This window comes from Paenibacillus sp. FSL W8-0439 (assembly GCF_038008995.1).
Lineage (GTDB): Bacteria > Bacillota > Bacilli > Paenibacillales > Paenibacillaceae > Paenibacillus > Paenibacillus polymyxa.
The window spans coordinates 3,872,782-3,891,695 of sequence record NZ_JBBPAK010000001.1; the positions used below are offsets into that span (position 1 = coordinate 3,872,782).

The 18,914-nt window shown below is 47.1% G+C and carries 17 protein-coding genes; 1 reads left to right on the plus strand and 16 read right to left on the minus strand.

Translation table 11 applies throughout. The annotated features are described in order from the left end of the window. Positions 1-8 precede the first annotated feature (8 nt). Positions 9-1,388 (minus strand): class I SAM-dependent rRNA methyltransferase, encoded by a 1,380-nt coding sequence (locus MKX36_RS16550; protein ID WP_016821602.1) that lies wholly within the window; start codon positions 1,386-1,388, stop codon positions 9-11. A 298-nt stretch (positions 1,389-1,686) separates the two neighbouring features. On the opposite strand from MKX36_RS16550, the gene MKX36_RS16555 reads away from it, so the two are divergent. Next, a complete protein-coding gene (locus MKX36_RS16555; protein WP_340865039.1) occupies positions 1,687-2,709 on the plus strand; it encodes a Na/Pi cotransporter family protein in 1,023 nt (340 codons plus the stop codon). On the opposite strand, the gene MKX36_RS16560 is transcribed toward MKX36_RS16555, so the two are convergent. From MKX36_RS16560 to hrcA, 15 genes are all read right to left on the minus strand, one after another. Then, entirely contained in the window at positions 2,699-3,133 is a 435-nt protein-coding gene (locus MKX36_RS16560) for an NUDIX hydrolase (RefSeq protein ID WP_016821604.1), read from the minus strand. The two genes, MKX36_RS16555 and MKX36_RS16560, sit on opposite strands and share 11 nt — an antisense overlap. Before the next feature lie 103 nt (positions 3,134-3,236). Beyond that, positions 3,237-4,580, minus strand: a complete 1,344-nt coding sequence (gene mtaB, locus MKX36_RS16565) for a tRNA (N(6)-L-threonylcarbamoyladenosine(37)-C(2))-methylthiotransferase MtaB (protein ID WP_016821605.1) — start codon at positions 4,578-4,580, stop codon at positions 3,237-3,239. 1 nt (position 4,581) lies between these two features. Next, complete coding sequence (locus MKX36_RS16570; protein WP_039276146.1) at positions 4,582-5,346, minus strand: 16S rRNA (uracil(1498)-N(3))-methyltransferase; 765 nt, start codon at positions 5,344-5,346, stop codon at positions 4,582-4,584. Between the two features lie 159 nt (positions 5,347-5,505). Further along, positions 5,506-6,198: a site-2 protease family protein gene (locus MKX36_RS16575; protein WP_016821607.1), complete on the minus strand. Its 693-nt coding sequence runs from the start codon at positions 6,196-6,198 to the stop codon at positions 5,506-5,508. Between the two features lie 2 nt (positions 6,199-6,200). Next, positions 6,201-7,166, minus strand: coding sequence for a 50S ribosomal protein L11 methyltransferase (gene prmA, locus MKX36_RS16580; protein WP_113049923.1), 966 nt, complete (start codon positions 7,164-7,166; stop codon positions 6,201-6,203). 230 nt (positions 7,167-7,396) lie between these two features. Further along, positions 7,397-7,582, minus strand: coding sequence for a YfhD family protein (locus MKX36_RS16585; RefSeq protein ID WP_016821609.1), 186 nt, complete (start codon positions 7,580-7,582; stop codon positions 7,397-7,399). Between the two features lie 24 nt (positions 7,583-7,606). Beyond that, complete coding sequence (locus MKX36_RS16590; RefSeq protein ID WP_016821610.1) at positions 7,607-7,981, minus strand: hypothetical protein; 375 nt, start codon at positions 7,979-7,981, stop codon at positions 7,607-7,609. 160 nt (positions 7,982-8,141) lie between these two features. Next, positions 8,142-9,362: an NAD(P)-dependent malic enzyme gene (locus tag MKX36_RS16595; protein ID WP_340865040.1), complete on the minus strand. Its 1,221-nt coding sequence runs from the start codon at positions 9,360-9,362 to the stop codon at positions 8,142-8,144. A gap of 62 nt (positions 9,363-9,424) precedes the next feature. Then, positions 9,425-10,771 carry a 2-hydroxycarboxylate transporter family protein gene (locus MKX36_RS16600; RefSeq protein ID WP_151255422.1) on the minus strand — a complete coding sequence of 449 codons (1,347 nt, stop codon included), beginning with the start codon at positions 10,769-10,771 and terminating at the stop codon, positions 9,425-9,427. A 120-nt stretch (positions 10,772-10,891) separates the two neighbouring features. Continuing rightward, on the minus strand, positions 10,892-11,599 hold the full coding sequence (gene dcuR / locus MKX36_RS16605) for a two-component system response regulator DcuR (RefSeq protein WP_019688069.1): 708 nt from the start codon (positions 11,597-11,599) through the stop codon (positions 10,892-10,894). Continuing rightward, positions 11,592-13,247, minus strand: coding sequence for a DcuS/MalK family sensor histidine kinase (gene dcuS / locus MKX36_RS16610; protein WP_080902254.1), 1,656 nt, complete (start codon positions 13,245-13,247; stop codon positions 11,592-11,594). Before dcuS ends, dcuR begins: the two co-directional genes overlap by 8 nt. A gap of 152 nt (positions 13,248-13,399) precedes the next feature. Further along, entirely contained in the window at positions 13,400-14,524 is a 1,125-nt protein-coding gene (gene dnaJ / locus MKX36_RS16615; protein WP_340865041.1) for a molecular chaperone DnaJ, read from the minus strand. A gap of 248 nt (positions 14,525-14,772) precedes the next feature. Then, a complete protein-coding gene (dnaK, locus tag MKX36_RS16620; RefSeq protein ID WP_013372176.1) occupies positions 14,773-16,608 on the minus strand; it encodes a molecular chaperone DnaK in 1,836 nt (611 codons plus the stop codon). Positions 16,609-16,695: 87 nt separating this feature from the next. Further along, entirely contained in the window at positions 16,696-17,268 is a 573-nt protein-coding gene (gene grpE / locus MKX36_RS16625) for a nucleotide exchange factor GrpE (protein WP_019688072.1), read from the minus strand. Positions 17,269-17,388: 120 nt separating this feature from the next. Beyond that, positions 17,389-18,420, minus strand: a complete 1,032-nt coding sequence (gene hrcA, locus MKX36_RS16630; protein ID WP_013372178.1) for a heat-inducible transcriptional repressor HrcA — start codon at positions 18,418-18,420, stop codon at positions 17,389-17,391. Positions 18,421-18,914 lie beyond the last annotated feature (494 nt).

Below are 18,914 nucleotides of genomic sequence, written 5' to 3' on the forward strand. Positions count from 1 at the left end.
TATGAAATCTACAGCTGTGTCCGGCTGCGCACCTCAAAGATGGCAAATTTCAAATAATGACCTTCCTCCACACCTAAAATTTGGGGATGGTCCTTCCCTGCCGCTCTCCAATCTACCAGTCGGAGGATTTTGCCAGCATCTGCAGCCGCTTCCTTAATCGTGTCCAAAAACAGCTCCGGCCGCATATGGAACGAACAACTCGCCGTTACCAAATAACCGCCCTCATTGACGAGCTTCATTCCGTGAAGGTTGATATCTTTATATCCACGTGTAGCTCCTTTGACAGCACTCTTCGTTTTGGCAAAAGCCGGCGGATCCAGAATAACGACGTCAAAGGTACGTCCGCCACCCGCAGTCAGCGGCTTAGATGTATCTCCTTTGCCGCCCGCTCGCGCGGTGCGTTCCTCTACACCTTTAACCTGATTACGTAAATATTGAAAAGCATCGTCGACGACAAACTCGACGCGATCCTCAAAACCGTTCAGCTTCACATTATCCCGAGCACTTTCAATCGCATGTTCAGAAATATCAAGACAAGTTACTTTTTTCGCACCATGTTTACACGCATTGAGCGTAAAGCTACCTGTATGTGAAAAACATTCCAATACAGTTGCACCGTCCCAGAATGGGAATTCAACAACCTTACCACTTTTATTCACAGGCTTTATGACCGTTGTGCCGTCATCCCCTGGGTTTGCAGCTACTTCTTGCAACGTAATTCCGCTACGCGCTCCCCAACCTGTCATCAACGGCGCGATGGCCGCACGATTTTCACGCTGGTCAAAGAAATACCCCGTCTTTTGTCCCTCTTCGATATCGACCTTGATTTGTAAGCCATTTTCCGTCACCACCACATGGCGCGGGCAATCGCCGTACAAAGGACCCTTCGTCTGTTCCAACCCTTCCAGCTCACGGATGGATACATCACTACGCTCATATATACCAACTGGCCCCATTACTTCAACAAGTGCATCTCTGATTTCTTCCCTGCGCCGATCCATGCCAAGCGTTAACAGCTGAACGACCAATACATCACCAAAACGGTCTACAATCAGCCCAGGCAAAAAATCAGCCTCGCCGTACACCAAACGATAAGCGTTTCCTCCGGTCACAAAGCGTTCGCGGTGCTCCAAGCAATTGCGGAAACGTTGGGCAAAGAAGCTTTGGTCCATCACTTCTAGCGGCTCATAGGACATCACACGCACTGTAATTTGTGAAGCAGGATTATAGTAACCTGTCGCCAAATAACGCCCCTGATGGTTCAGGATGCTGACCAAATCACCGGCTTCTGGATCACCCTCAATCTTGGCTATTTCATTTTTAAACACCCAAGGGTGTGCTTGCTCCAGCCTTTTTTTACGGCTACGCTCTAATATTACTGAAGGCAAAATCCTTCACTCCTATTCTTGGATTACTCAAAGTGTTAAAACATTTTGTTCGATAGGGGCGCGGCTCCGCCGATTCATTTGGTCTTACGATCGCTGGCGCTTCTCCAGCTTCAAATGAGCCGCTTCGCTACTGCCCGCCTGTATGTCGACGTCACGCTTTAAAAGCTTGTGAAGATACTACAAAATGTTCGTTCCATAAAAAAACTGCTCGGCCATGCTTGTCATGGCTGTCCTAGGTAGATCATAGGCTGTTACATAAGTATTCTCATTTTCGCCTAGAAAAGGGGGGGCTAAAGCCGTGTTTATACATGTTATATTGCCGCTGTGCGGTGGGCTGCTTATTTTTTTAGGTGGAATGAAGCTGATGGAAGCTGCCCTCCGGCATTTGGCCGGCCCCTTCCTTACTCGCTGGCTAAACCGGGCTACGGTTTCCCCTTGGCGGGGTATGTTGTTTAGCTCAGGCATTACCGCCCTACTGCAAAGCAGCACCGCCGTAACGGTGCTGACGATCGGACTGGTCAATGCCGGGCTGTTGACCTACGGCCGCACGCTCGGCATCATTCTTGGTACCAATATTGGTACCTGCCTGACGACCGAGCTGATGGGCCTCCAGCTCGGCAAGCTGGCTGCTCCACTGCTATGTGGATCACTGCTATGCTGGGGCACTGCTGTTCTGCGGGGGGAAACGGTCACTGGCCGTCAGTATGCAGCTGCCGGAGCTTCAGCCACCTCCAATGGGCTTAGCCGCCCACAGGCTGTACAATTTATCAGCCTCGTCTTTGCCGGATTTTCGCTGATTCTCGCAGGTATCCGCGTGATGCAAGCCGTTGGCCCCTGGATTGAGCAGGCCGGACTATTCCGCTGGTTTCTTGATCATGCTGCAGCCAACATGTGGTGGGCCTTCGCTGCTGGAGCCTGCCTAACCGCGCTGGTTCACAGCAGCGCAGCTGTCATTGGTATGGCGATTAGCCTGGCTGCTGCGGGTGCCTTGCCAGTTGATGTAGGAATCGCCATCGTCATCGGCTCCAATGTGGGCACCTGCGTGACTGCCCTGATTGCCGCTGTTGGCGGCAGCGTGTCTGGCAAATTTGTGGCCTGGTCCCACGTGCTGCTGAACGTAGGCGGGGCATTGCTCTTTATGCCGTTAATCCCCGGGCTGGATATGGCCGCTTCTTGGATATCTACTGAGCCCGGAGCCAAGGTAGCGCATGCCCAAACCCTGTTTAACGTCATCAGTTCTCTGCTTGCCTTGCCCCTCTGCTATTTACCTGTATGGACTCGTATAGAGGAGCAAGTGTCTTCCCATAGGATTAAACGTTAATTCCTAGCATAGACAGCGCCTTGCTCAGAATGACATCATTGTTGTCATATCCACCCTGACGCTGGAGACGCCATGCTTCTTCGGGCGTATGCCACGCGACGCCTTTGATTTCTTCTATCTGTGCCTGCAAATTCCCATCCAGTGCCTCTACGAGATAATAATGAACTTCCTTGTCCACTTCCCCATATTCAGGGTGCTGGTACGTATAAGCAATCATATCCACATGCTGAATAATCCGCCCGTTCAGCCCTGTTTCCTCACGAATTTCACGTAGAGCGGTTTGTTCGATTGTTTCACCTGGCTCCATTTTGCCTTTAGCCAGAGATGTCTTGCCATATCGGTCGGTAATCAGCTGAATTTCAAGCTGCTCCCCCTGTTTGCGAAACACTACGCCACCTGCGGAAATTTCCTTTTTTGCTGCCATCCTGTAATCTCCTTTCCTTGCGCAACAAGGATTCCGTCCTCTCTGTAGGGAAAGGCGAAATCCTTGTTGGCCATCGCTATTGCCTGTTCAGGCTCTTTTTATTTTACAAAGCTGTTTGCAGCCCGTTCTCCAATACGCGGACCAATTGGCCTTCACTTTCATTAACGCCCGCCTTCGTCAGCTTCACGCGGCACACCTTGCCAACTAGATCCTTATTACCTTCAAACACCAGTTGAATGTAATTGTCACTATAACCATAAAGTATACCGCTATCTTCCGTCCCTTTAGGGGCTACTTCAGGAATAACCTCCAGCACCTGACCAACAAACTTTTCAGCATATGCCAGCTGCATTTGCTCTGACAATGCAATCAGGTCACGCACACGCGCATTTTTCACGTCCTCGTCCACCTGATCCTCCATACGTGCCGCAGGCGTGCCAGTACGCTTGGAATACGGAAACACGTGCATTTCCGAGAAGCCGATTTTTTTCATCAGCTCATAGCCATTACGGAACATTTCGTCCGTTTCTCCAGGGAAGCCGACAATTACGTCTGTTGTAATTGCTACATCTGGCATCGCTTTACGAATCATGAGCATTTTGTTATAAAACTCTTCTGTCGTGTACTTGCGGCGCATCCGTTTCAGCACGGTATCGTCCCCTGCTTGAAGCGGTATGTGGAAATGGCGAACCAGCTTATTGGAGCGTTTCAGTACATCCAGCATTTTTTCATCAATCTGACTGGCTTCAATCGAGCTGATACGGATACGTTCCAGCCCTTCCACTTTCTCCAGATCCCACAGCAGATCGGACAGGTCATAATTATCCATATCGTCGCCATAACCACCAGTATGGATACCCGTGAGTACGATTTCCTTGTAGCCTGCGTGCACCAGTTGACGCGCCTGTGTAATAATGCTCGCGGCATCACGGCTGCGGGATAAGCCCCGCGACCACGGGATAATGCAGAAGGTACAGAAGTTATTGCAGCCATCCTGAATTTTTAGAAACGCACGGGTATGATGAGCAAAATCAGGCACATCCATTTCCTCAAACACACGGGTCTTCATTATATTACGCACAGCGTTTACAGGTTGACGCGACTCTTGGATCTCCTTCACAAACGGAATAATCTTATCTCGATCCTGCGTACCAATAACAAGATCAACACCTGGAATATCCATAATTTCGGCCGGAGAAGTTTGAGCGTAACAGCCCGTCACTGCCACAATGGCATCTGGATTTCGGCGAATCGCACGACGAATGATCTGACGGCTCTTCTTATCACCGGTATTCGTAACCGTACATGTATTAATTAAATAGACATCAGCAGTCTGCTCGTCAAAATCCACCTGCTCATAACCTTCTTTTTTGAACAGCTGCCAGATCGCTTCTGTATCATAAAAGTTTACTTTACAACCTAATGTGTAAAATGCCACTGATGGCATATTAAACCCCTCCCATTTCTCCTGTCTCATATAAAATGCATGCCAATGCAACCATACCTGCGGTTTCCGCACGTAAAATACGTCTTCCCAGTCCTGTAGACTGTGCCCCGGCCTGCTCAGCCTCTAGGCTTTCCGCTTCAGTAAAGCCGCCTTCCGGGCCCACCACCACCAGCACACGCGGCTTGTCTGTGGACACCCATTGTCCTGCGAAAGGCTGGATTACATTCCGTAGCTGCCGCCCCTGCTCTTTTTCATAACAATAACATATCAAATCATACCCAGCAAAAGAAGCCAGAAGTTCTTTCCACGTCAGGGGTGCGCTAATTTCCGGAATCCGGTTACGATGGCTTTGCTCAGCCGCTTCCTTTACAATCTTGCGCCAACGCTCCAGTCGCTTGCCTTCCTTTTTGGCATCATACTGTACGACCGTACGCTCGGATAAAAACGGTACGAACCCGGTGGCTCCGATTTCCGTACATTTTTGCATCACCGTCTCCATCTTGTCCCCTTTAGGAAGACTCTGCGCGATGGTGATCTGAACATGCGGTTCAGAGGTCATCTCCAGCGGTTCGATAATCGTCGCCTTCACATGGTCCTGCTCAATCGTATCCAATGCAGCCAGCGCTTCCCTGGATGCCCCGTCACTGACTATAATTTTGTCACCACTACGACCTCGCATGACTTTGGCGATATGTCGCGCGTCCTCACCCGTAACAATTACGTGATCTTCTAGAAATTGCTCTGCCGGAATAAAATAACGCTGCATTCTCTCACACCTATTCTAAAAATAACTATTATCCACTAACGTTCCGTACAAAATCCGATGAAATCACCAAGCACCATCATATCATCTTTTGCGCCTGTATGACCAGTCTGTTCCCTTTTCCGTTTATGTTATACCAATTCTCGTAAAAAAAAGGAGCCCTTAGGCTCCGAACAATCCGGTAATGTAAAAAGAGAACTGTAAAAACTGTATATAAATCATCTGAGACAGCGTGTAAAGAGGTTCAATCGTTACAGCTCGTACCTGCGGAATAACCAGTATAAGCAGAAAAATAAAGATCGACCATTGCTCAAAGTGCTGAAGCTTGCGGCGCACAGGAGTAGGGGCCACATCCTCCACAATCCGATAGCCATCGAGTGGAGGCAGTGGGATCAGATTAAAGATAAACAAAAACAAATTTAAATTGATTAGCGCATTGATAAACAAATAGATTGCCTGAGCCACCCGCTGGTTCTCCATTCCCGGCAATACCTGAAAATGAAGAAGCACAGCATAGATCAGTGTAGTCACAAATGCAAGCAGCAGATTGCTCAGCGGACCAGCAGCCGATACAATAATGCCCATAAGGCGTGGGCGGCTAAAATTGTCACGATTGACCGGGACTGGCTTGGCCCAACCAAAGCCTCCGATCAACAGTAACAGCGTACCCAGCAGATCAATATGCACTGCCGGATTTAAAGTCACGCGCCCCAGTAGCTTGGCCGTAGGGTCGCCAAATTTATTGGCATAATACGCATGCGCAAATTCATGCACCGTAAACGATATGATCACAGCCAACAAGTAAAATGGAAGGACATTTAAATTTACACGAAAAATACTTTGTAAAAAATCCATGCTTACCTCTTTCTCGCCACAAACGCCAGCCAATCTTCATCCCGGTTGATTTCGGTAATCTCAAAGCCAGCAGCTTTCAATGCGGTTTCGACAGCCTCTTCTTTGTTCTTCCAAATTCCTGATGCAATATAAATACCGCCTGGCTGTAGGGCATTATATACATCATCAATGAACAACAAAATGATCTCGGCTAAAATATTAGCTACCACCAGCTTGACTGGCAGTTGAATACCCAGCGTTGGATCGCTTGCATTAAGCACGGAGAGCAAATCGCTTTCTTTAATGGTGATGCGCTCCTCCAGTTCGTTCAAACGCGTATTTTCACGCGCACTGGATACCGCTACCGGGTCAAGATCCAAGGCAAGTACATGCTTTGCTCCCAGCTTGACCGCTCCAATCGCTAAGATACCGGAGCCCGTACCAACATCAATCACTTCTTCTCCACCCTGAATCACGGATTCCAGCGTTCTCAGACAAAGGGACGTCGTCGGATGTGTTCCAGTGCCGAAGGCCATACCCGGATCAAGCTCAATAATTTTTTCATCTTCACTCGCAGGCTCATACTCTTCCCAAGTCGGTTTGATGGTCAAACGATCCGATACACGTAAAGGCTTAAAATATTGCTTCCAGGCATTAGCCCAGTCATCCTCGTGGACCGTTTTCAGCTCATACCGAACCTCGCCAGGGTCAATATCAAAAGTTCTCAATTGTTCAACCCGCGGCTCAATTTGTGCACGCACGCTGTCCATGTCTACTTCTTCGGCAAAATAGCCCTTGATGATCGCTTGTCCTTCAGGGATGTCGTTCAAAGGACGATCGTACCATTGTCCATAAGACGTGTCCCGGGGCTTATTAAGCGAACCGGATTCTTCAATGGAAACCCCTCCCGCACCTGCTTCGTGCAGAAAATTCGAAATCATTTCGACGGCTTCTTCACTTGTATGTATTGTAATTTCATTCCACAACATGGTTTACATTTCCTCCTCATTTCACATGCATACATTACATTGTACTATATACTCGCATAGGAGTTCAAAAAAGCCAGTATGACAAAGACAATATTAGATTATAATGCTAGTTATTGTTACGGCTATCATCTGGTATAAATCTACTAATGAATAGAACAAAGGAGAAACATAAATAAGACGGGCTATCCCACAAATCACCTTTTTAGGTGGGATACCCGCCTTATTGTATTCTACTCGTTGTCGTTTATGATCCGTTGCTGACGGCGGTCAGCTACTTCACTACGTCGGATCGCTTCCAGATCCTCAGCATCTGCCTGCTCTGCGGAGAACTCAACATCTTCGTTTTTGGCAGATTGCATGCGTTTGATTTTCTCGGTTTTGGTCAGCACTTTATCGAACCGTTTGTTTTTAGACATCGGCCACTGCTCCTTCCAAACTTGTCACAGCATTCCACCCGCTTGTTCCACAATCGACATCGCCTGATGATGAATGGATTCGTCCACCACCGCAGTCAACAAAATATCGCGGCCTGTCGGTCCACCTTGTCCTCCATCACTCATGCCACTGGCAGCAGGATCAGCCGCAGCCAATATCGCTGGAGAAGCATCTGTAAAATCCACGCCCTGTGTGAGTGAGGACAAGCTGCTAATCTGTCCCGAAAACACAGGCAATCCGGCGTTGCCTGTAGACTGCCGCGGATACCGGCTAAAACGATCTATCGACATATCCGTTACCCGGAGAGCCTCCAGTTTTCTCGCGGCTCCCTGTGCTTCCTCAGGACTTTTGAAATACGCCAAAATATTTTTTTCGCCCATCCCAAAATCTCCCTGTGTAGTATTGAGCGCAACTCGTGTTTGAGAACATAGATCGTTACGCTTTGTTATATCCTGCTCATTGGCAAGACTTTATATTCTCCACGAAAGCTTAACGGATACAGACATTGCATTGTCATGAACAGCAGGGCAAGACGGTGAACTAAAGTTTGTGAAGAACATAACTTTTACGGACGTAATTAGCAGCCGGAGCTTCACCTGACATGGCTACTCCTGTCTCCCAGGCTGCGTGAATAACAGCATCCCGTACCTTTTGCACCACCTTTGGATTAAAAACATCCGGTATGATATAAGTTTCACTTAGCTCCTCAGGGCAAATTGCATCAGCGATGGCAAGCCCGGCAGCCAGTTTCATCTCCTCGTTAATCGTCTTCGCATGGCAATCCAGAGCGCCCCGGAAAATTCCCGGAAAGCACAACACGTTATTAATCTGATTAGGAAAATCGGAGCGACCGGTAGCAAGCACACGAACATAAGGTGAAGCTATTGCCGGATCAATTTCTGGCTTCGGATTCGCCATGGCGAACACTATAGGATCAGTTGCCATGCTCTGTATGTCTTCCACAGTCAGTATATCTGGACCCGACACACCGATGAACACATCAGCTCCCACAATTACCTCAGATAAGCTTCCACTTAGATTATGCGGGTTAGTCATGTTCGCATACTCTGTCCAATGCGGGTTACTGTATTCCACATCGCGGTGAATGGCTCCTTGCCGATCGACCCCAATCAGATTGCGTACTCCTGCCTTGAGCAGCATGCGCGAGCAAGCCATACCCGCCGCACCGATACCAGCAAAAACTACTTTGACATCTTCCATTTTTTTGCCGCATACCTTTAATGCATTGACCAAACCCGCTAATACCACGACTGCCGTACCATGCTGATCATCATGAAATACTGGAATGTCGAGTTCCTGCTTCAACCGTCTCTCGATCTCAAAACAGCGTGGTGAAGATATATCTTCCAAGTTAATGCCGCCAAAGGCAGGAGCGATCATTTTGACAATTTGAACAATCTCATCAGGGTCCTTCGTATTGAGACAGATTGGGAATGCGTCGACACCTGCAAATTGTTTGAACAGTACTGCCTTCCCCTCCATCACAGGCATAGCTGCCTCCGGCCCGATATCTCCTAATCCAAGTACCGCTGTTCCATCTGAAACGACTGCTACTGTATTTTTTTTGATCGTTAATTGAAACGCTTTGGCTGGATCATTGGCAATTTCCATGCAAATTTGAGCCACACCTGGCGTATAAACTTTGGACAACCCCTCCATCGTTTCAATTCGCTTCTTGGGTAAGGTCTCCATTTTGCCACCTTCGTGTAATTCTCTGATTTCATCTCTTAAACTGCCCATATATTTCTCCATCCTTTCATGACTGTATATGATATGAATTTTATAGCTTGGTCTAAAACTCATCAGCTCCATAATTGTAGTAACAAGGTTGCTAAAATGACGGTGCCTGCTCCACCAATCCGTGTTGCAATTTGGGCAAAAGGCATCAGTTCCATCCGATTGGATGCAGACAGAATGGCTACATCGCCCGTGCCCCCCAATCCGCCGCGACAACTGGTCACCAAGGCAGCTTCTACGGGATACATATGAATCCATTTTCCTGTGAAGTATCCAGTAACAATCAATGCAACCACTACAGATGCACAGGTGATCGCATAAGGAACCGTTAGAATCCCAACTACACTATCTAATGGCACATACAAAATGCCTAACCCCACCATCAAGGGCCACGTCAAACTAGCGGTTATACATTTGTACAAATGAAAAGCTCCCTGCTCCAATGTGTTCGGCATGATCTGAATACACTTTATTAATGCGGCCGCCAGAATCATGAGAATCGGCCCTGGAATATGGAGGTACGGCTCTAGCAGCTTACCCACAATAAAGAAAGTACAGGCCAACAGCAGACCACCACCCATTAATGGAAAAGAAACGGATTGCCCCAAATTTACCGGAGCTAACTTGTCTTCGTCCTTTTCTAGTTTTAACAACCTTCCGTTACCAGAAGTTTTTGGTTTTTTCTCCGCTAATCTCTTCAAGACGCCTGCACCTATAATTGCAACAATGTTACCGATAATGGCAGCCGGGATAAACTGGGATACGAATTCCGCAGAATCCTTGCCCAGTACCATTCCATACGAAATGGACAACGGTAAAATACCTTCTCCAATCCCACCGGAAATAATCGGAATGATGATGAAAAAAAATGTATGATAAGCACTGTAGCCAAAAGCCATACCCACCACCATACCGACAGCAACAGCAGCAATAGATCCTATGATAATGGGGGCAAAAATTTTGACAATTCCATTCATCAGCATTTTGCGATCCATGCCAAGAATGCTTCCTGTTACTAGACATGCGATGTAAAAATAAAGGAAATTTGAGGTTTTCATAAGCGTGTGCACAGCCCCCATTGCAGATGGACTGAACATATTCCAAAATACCATTAACGATGGAACCATAAGGGATAAAATGGCTGGCCCGCCTATATGTTTGAGCAGTGGAAGTTTGGCCCCTAGATCACTGAGCAGTATACCTAAAATCATGATGACGGCAAACCCGCCCAATAGATCGTTCGGAAGTCTTTCTGTAATTGCAGCCGCATAAACAATTAGCGCAATCACGGCATATAGTGGAAGAGGAATAACTCCCACCTTTATCCTGCCCAGCATCCTAAACCCATCTACAGTATTTTTACTCCATCTTTGCCCCTTTTGAATGACAGGCTGGTTCGTAGCATTTTCCATAAATCTCCCTCCATAAAGTGAAGAATGATGATCATGTTCCCATTCTACACCTTGGAAAACGCTTTATTTGGTTTTAAAACTAAGAACTAACTTTAGTAACTAAAGTAATCAGAAATAGGGCTAAATATAACTATTCATGATTCCTTCTGCCTGCGGCAACACCCGGTATTGGTAAACAGGACGTCCAATGGTACCATATATAGTTTCCATAGAAAGCACTTCAATCTCTGTCATAAAAGCCAGATACTTGCGCATAGACACCCTGGAGATCCCTGCACTCTCCGCAATATCCTCGGTGGAAAACAGAACCTTATGATGCTGCTGGATACAATTCCATATCATAGCCAGCGTGGATTTCGTTATCCCCTTAGGCAACCGTGCCAAGTCTTTAGTCAAGCTTTTATGATAAATCAGTCGGTCCAGCTCCTCCTGCGACAGTAGACTACGCTCACGAACAATACTAATGTGTTCTCGGTACCCGGTAAGGGCCTCTAAAAAACGGTTAAAGTGGAAAGGCTTGATTAAATAATCCACCGCGCCAAAGTTCATCGCTTTTTTGATGCTACTCATGTCACTTGCAGCTGAGATGACAATAACGTCCACATTCACTCCAGCCTCCCGTATAAATGACAGTAAATCGAGGCCATTACTTTCTTGCATATACACATCCAGCAATATCAGATCAATGGCTTGTTCAGCTATATATTTCTTAGCCTCTTCCACCGAAGAAGCCCAACCACCACATTGGAAACCCTCTACCTGCTCCGTATATTTGCGGTTGAATTCCGCAACCATCGGATCATCTTCTACAATCAGGACATTAATCATGTTCATCATTCCCCGCTATAATGTATGGAATCTTAATCTGAAAACAGCACCCCTGCTCGACTGGGATCAACTTTACACTACCTTGTAGCCTTTTCACGCTTTGCGACACTAGGTAAAGTCCCATCCCTCGCGACTCTCCCTTGGTCGAAAAACCTTTTTCAAAAATGGCCTTCCCAAGGCCCTCCGGTATACCTGGACCATTGTCGCACATGATACAGGTCAGACAGCCATTTTTCTGGTTTTCTTCATAATAAAGTGAAAGGGTAATCCGCTTGTGCTCCAGAGATTCCATCGCCTCCACTGCATTATCAAACAGATTGCCAAGAATAGTAATCAGTTCATGAGTCGTTTGAGTTTGACTGGATTCAGGCAAGTAACTACCCGGAGTCAGTTCAAAATTTACCCCTGCCTCTCTGGCCCGGCTTAATTTCCCTAACACAAACCCCGCCATCACTGGGTCCTTAAGCTGCCGAGTAATGGAGCCAATCTCTACTTGATGATGCTCGACAGCATCCATAATATAGTGCTCCAGTTTATCATACATTCGCAAATGCACCATCCCCATAATGACATGCAACTTGTTCATAAATTCATGAGCCTGCGCGCGTAGTGCTTCCGTGTACAGAGAAACTCCTGTCAAACGTTCAGCAAGCTGTTTCATCTCCGTCTTATCCCGAAAGGTTACAATGGCTCCGACAATTTTTCCTTTGACCCGTATCGGAACACTGGTGGTCAGCAAGGTGATCCCACCCAGCTCCATTTCCTCATCCATCAGTGGAGTGCTTACTTCCAAGACCTCTTGTAATCGGAAAGCAGATAAATACACAGTAATTTCCTGTCCAGAGAATGAGAAATCTTCAATCCCCGCTTGCCTCAGTAGACGGATCGCTTCTGCATTCATCAGCATGATACGACCGCATTCATCCACCGCAATGACGCCTTCCTTGATGGACTGTAACATCGCGCTGCGTTCCTCCAGCAAACGTGCGATTTCCGGCGGCTCCAGACCGACCAGCATATTTTTGATTTTACGAGCCAGCACAACCGCTCCTCCTGTGCCAATCAACATTCCGATCCCAATGGCGATAGCAATAAGACGGGTGTTGCCTTCCTGGGCCCGCTGTACATCCTGCATGGATATACCGACAACAATCGCACCTACCTGTTTTCCCGTCACACTAAACACGGGGGAGAAGGCCCGCATGGACATGCCCAATGTCCCCTTTGCAACGGACACGCTCTCCTGACCATGAAGTGCAGTATACTCGTCCCCTCCGACAAAGGCTTTGCCGATCCTCCTAGCATCCGGGTGCGTTTTACGAATTCCCTTCATATCCATAACCACGACAAATTGGATATGATTCGCCGTTGAGACCTTCTTCACATACTCCTGCATGGAAGGAGAAGAACCTGTCTGTTGCAATTGCTCAATAATAAGCGGTGTATGGGCGAGTGTACGCGCAATGGACATTGCCTTTTCCTCGAGTCCCTTCTCCGTTTCATGCTCAACTCTCTCGGCAAATAACAGTGTTACTGGCAGGAGCACAAGTGCCATAACCAGACATACGAGCAGCGTTATTAGACCTCTAAGCTTTAATAGCGGCTTACCTCGACGCAGACTTGCCCGTATTTTTTCGATGGAACTCACCCCTTTCTAGTTGATAGAAGCTCAATTGTTAACTCTGGTTATACAAAAATGGCTATGTATGTGTTTACGTGAATATAAAAAAAGGGACTATCCCGCAATTGCGGAATAGTCCCTCGGATTCATAATTGAAGCTCCGCGATTTCGACTTTGGCTTAGTCGCCTCGGAAAGCCCGCTTCACACGGTCAAAAAAGGACTGCTCATTCTCATGTGTCTGCTCTCCACTAAGCGAAGAGAACTGACGCAGCAAATCCTTCTGTTCCTCACTCAGCTTGCTAGGCGTTACCACGACTACTTTAATATGCTGGTCACCTTGACCTACGCCGCGCAGTTTTGGCACACCCTTTCCTTTAAGACGGAAATAAGTCCCTGTTTGCGTGCCTGCTGGAACTTTCAGCTTCACTTTCTCGGTCAACGTCGGGATCTCCACCTCATCTCCCAACGCTGCCTGTGAGAACGTAAGCGGAATTTCACAGTAGATATCGTCTCCTTCACGCTCAAAGAAGTCGTGCGTCTTCACGCGGAATACGACGTACAGGTCACCTGCCGGTCCTCCGTTGACACCGCCTTCGCCTTCACCGTTGATACGCATTTGTGCACCGTCATCCACACCCGCCGGAATGCGAATATGAATTTTACGTTTCTTGCGGACACGGCCTGATCCGCTACAAGTCGTACATTTTTCTTTGATGATTTTACCGGAACCGCCGCAATTGGAGCAGGCGCGTCGATTAACCATGCGGCCAAACGGTGTATTCTGCACCACTTCTTCCTGTCCACTGCCGTGGCAGACGGAACAGGTCTGTGGTTGAGTGCCCGCTTTGGCTCCTGTACCATGACACGTATCACATGTTTCCGTACGTTCAATTTGAATGTCGGTTTCTTTACCAAACACCGCTTCTTTGAATTCAATCGTCATCGTATATTGAAGATCGTTCCCTCGTTGCGGTGCATTCGGGTCACGTCGACCATTACCGCCACCAAAGAACATATCAAAAATATCACCAAATCCGCCACCGAAGTCGGCACCACCGAAGCCGCCTCCCATGCCCTGATTCGGGTCTACATGACCGTATTGGTCATATCTTGCCCGCTTCTGACCATCACTGAGGACATCGTAAGCTTCTTTAACTTCTTTGAATTTAGTTTCTGCGTCCGCAGCCTTGTTCACGTCCGGATGATACTGACGCGCAAGCTTACGGTAAGCCTTTTTGACTTCTTCATCCGAAGCGCCTTTTGCGACACCCAGCACCTCATAATAATCACGCTTATCAGCCAATGTTCCACCCCCATGCCTACAACGTGTCTGCACTACATATAAAAGGAAAGCCAAAGGCGCGGGATGACCCGGCTTTGACCTTCCCATCATTTCAAGGCAGTACAACCCGTAATATGCTTATTTATCTTGGAAATAACAGTTACCCTTAGGCTAATTGTTATTTATCAAGGCAGCTACGCTGCTAATTATTGTTCAGTATATCATAACGTACCGGTATACCGTAAAGTTGCCACTATCCGATCCGTTGCTTAGTCTTTCTTCTGGTCTTCATCAACAACTTCATAGTCCGCATCAACTACATTGTCACGGCCTTTGCTGTCTGCTGCTCCGTCTTGAGCTTGTGCTGCTTGAGCAGCTTGCTCATACAATTTCACAGACAATTGCTGAACAATCTCAGTCAGCTCTTCAGTAGCTTTTTTGATGTCTTCCAGGTTATCGGATTCCAGTGTTTTTTGCAGATTTTCTTTAGCTGCATTTGCTTTTTCGACTTCACCTGCATCCGCTTTTTCGCCCAGATCTTTAATCGTTTTGTCTACGGAGTAGATCAGTTGGTCTGCAGCGTTTTTCGCTTCTACCAACTCTTTACGTTTCTTATCTTCTTCCGCATGCAACTCGGCATCCTTCATCATACGTTCTACTTCTTCGTCACTCAAGCCGCTAGAAGAAGTGATCGTAATTTTTTGGCTTTTACCTGTGCCTTTATCTGTAGCAGATACGTTCACGATACCGTTCGCATCCAGATCGAAAGTAACTTCGATTTGCGGTACACCACGTGGTGCTGGAGGGATATCTCCCAATTGGAAACGGCCCAGTGTTTTGTTGCCTGCTGCCATTTCGCGTTCACCTTGCAGCACGTGAATTTCTACGCTAGGCTGATTGTCGGCATACGTCGAGAATACCTGCGATTTGCTCGTAGGGATTGTCGTGTTACGATCAATCATTTTAGTGAATACGCCACCTGCGGTTTCAATACCGAGGGACAGTGGAGTTACGTCAAGGAGAACGACGTCTTTCACATCACCTGTCAATACACCTGCTTGAACTGCCGCGCCCAAAGCTACCACTTCATCAGGGTTTACGCCTTTGTGAGGCTCTTTACCTGTCAGTTTTTTGATTGCTTCTTGTACAGCTGGAATACGTGTGGAGCCGCCGACCAGAACGATTTTATCGATGTCGCTAGCACTCATGCCTGCATCTTTCATCGCTTGACGAGTAGGTCCCAAAGTACGTTCTACGAGACCTGCGGACAATTCTTCAAACTTCGCACGAGTCAGGTTCAACTCCAAATGCTGTGGAACGCCATCAGCTACTGTGATAAACGGCAAGGAAATTGTCGTTGTCAGCACGCCGGACAGTTCTTTTTTCGCTTTTTCTGCTGCATCTTTCAGACGTTGTACAGCTGCTTTATCTTTGCTCAGGTCAATACCTTGATCTTTCTTGAACTCATTTACGAGGTAATCAATAATCACTTGGTCAAAGTCATCGCCACCCAGCTTGTTGTCGCCGCTTGTTGCTTTAACTTCGAAGAAACCATCGCCCAGTTCCAAAATGGATACGTCGAATGTACCGCCGCCCAAGTCATATACGAGGATGGTTTGGTCTTCGGATTTTTCCATACCATATGCTAATGCAGCTGCTGTTGGCTCATTGACAATCCGCAGAACTTCCAGACCGGCAATTTTACCTGCGTCCTTAGTTGCTTGACGTTGACCATCATTGAAGTATGCTGGAACAGTGATAACCGCTTGAGAAACCGTTTGGCCCAGGTAAGCTTCAGCGTCAGCTTTCAGCTTTTGCAAAATCATAGCGGAAATTTCCTGTGCGGAATATTCCTTACCGTCAATGTTTTCTTTATGATTAGTACCCATGTGGCGCTTGATGGACATGATTGTACGATCCGGGTTCGTAATTGCTTGGCGTTTTGCCGTTTCCCCTACAGTACGCTCCCCATCTTTTTTGAAACCGACAACGGAAGGGGTTGTGCGCGCGCCTTCCGGATTTGGAATAACGACGGCTTCGCCGCCCTCCATAACAGCCACACAAGAGTTGGTTGTACCTAAGTCAATACCGATTACTTTGCTCATCGGACAATTCCTCCTTCTGTATATACGAGGCCCTCAGGCCAGAATGGTTGAATCAAAATGATGTAATTCTAATGTATATAGAAAAAGTTACATGCTAACTTTTACCATCGCTGGACGAAGCACCTTGTCCTTCAGCATGTATCCTTTTTGTACCTCTTCAACGACGATGCCTTCATCATGCTCTTCGCTCTCCACCTGCATAATAGCCTGATGGAAATCAGGATTAAACGGTTGTCCCACTGCATTCATGGCCGTCACTCCCTCTGCCTGAAGCACACTCTCAAACTGGCGGAAAATCATTTCCACGCCTTTGGTGAATGACTCAGACTCCGCTCCTTGCGATGCTGTTGCCAGCGCTCGCTCGAAGTTATCCAGAACAGGCACCAACTCGGTAACAAGCTTCATAGACGCATATTTAGCAAGGTCTTCCTTTTCTTTCAGCGTACGGCGGCGAAAATTATCAAAATCCGCCTGTGCGCGCAAAAACCGTTGCTGATGCTCCTCAGCCTCTGCACGAAGTTTTGCCACCTCTGTGTTTTCTTCCTCGGCTTCCAGTGCTGCCGCTTCATTCACCAGCTCGTCCTGCTGGCTCGTTTCGGCGGCTTCCTCTGTGCTTACATTTTGTTGTTTGTCATCTTGGAACGCTTGTTCTTCCTTCAAAATGTTTCACCTCCTTCAAGTTGTAACTCCCCTATAAAAGCACGCAACAATGCACCCGCGCAGGATACAAACCGTATCCCAGCGCGGAACATGTAGGACCGCAACCTATGCGATCTTATTTTATTTAAACCGTTGCGTTAGCATTGCGGTCAAATCCTTAGACAGGATACCCAAAATATTAATAACTCTCGCATACTCCATCCGCGTCGGACCCAATATACCTATAGTACCCAACGCTTCTCCGTCTACTGCATATGTAGCAGTAATCAGGCTGCAATTGGCAAATGCTTCATGATCATTTTCTGTGCCGATGCGGACTTGAATTTCAGGTGCTCCGGCTACAGGAGTCATCAGTTTAAGTAGCGTTGGTGTTTCCTCCAGCAGATCGAGAATATGTTTAACCTTTTCTACATCTTTAAATTCAGGCTGATTCAGCATGTTCGTCGCACCGCTTAAATATAGGCGCTGATCTGATTCATTATCGAGTGCTTTATCCAGCACCTTCATAGCGTCCTCAAAATGAGATACATGCTTCTCCATTTCCTGACCTAGCGCGGTGTAAAGGCGTGATTTAAGCTGATAAATCGGTACACCGACCAGCTTGCTGTTCAGTAAATTCACAACCTTTTCCATCTCGGAGATTGAAATTCCAGGCGGAATATCCACCGTTTTATTCTCCACCTGACCGGTATTGGTCACGATAATCGCCACAGCCGTCGTTTCGTTGAGCGGCAACAGCTGAAAATGACGCAACGAAGTATGAAAAACCTCCGGCCCAAGCAGGATGGAAGTATAATTGGTCATATGGGACAAAATGCCTGATGCATGCTGGATCACTTGCTCCATTACATTCAGCTTTTCGGCGTAAAAGGCTTTTAGTTCCCGCATTTCCATAGGCTTCAGTGTATTTAGCGGCACCAAATGGTCCACATAATAACGATAGCCTTTATGAGACGGGATGCGTCCCGCAGAAGTATGGGGTTGCTCCAGATAGCCCTGTTCCTCCAAATCCGACATTTCATTACGGATTGTGGCTGGGCTGAATCCGACATCCTGCCTTTTGGATATGCTGCGGGAACCCACTGGCTCAGCCGAACGAATGTAGTCATCAATAATCGCATTCAAAATGAGTCTCTGACGTTCGGTTAACAAGCGAATCCCCCCTTGTCATTTATCCATAATAGCATGATTGTTAAATGGAATCATTAGCACTCGTTCGCGATGAGTGCTAACTGATAATACAAAAATACCAAACCGACCTGATCATTGTCAAGTCAGATCAGTATTTTCAATAAACGATATTTATTATATCCATTTTAAATACTATGGCAAAACAGAGGGTTTGCATTTTTTCACGGAAAACCTCATTATTTACCATATCCAAACCATATTTATGTATAAGGATGCAGAAAACTGAAAAATTTGAGACTGTGTCTACAAACTGTATAACTTTATTGCCTTTAAGGAGGAATGGGATCTGAGAAGCAAGCGCCGCAACCTTTTATACGCATTAATCGCTCTTTTACCTACAATTTGTATGTTTTACATTTTAATCGAATTGTTTCCGTACACAGGACTAGGAAGAATACTTGCTTTGCCACTAGTTTTTATTCTGAACGCTGCCCTTATCATTTCGGTGATCCACT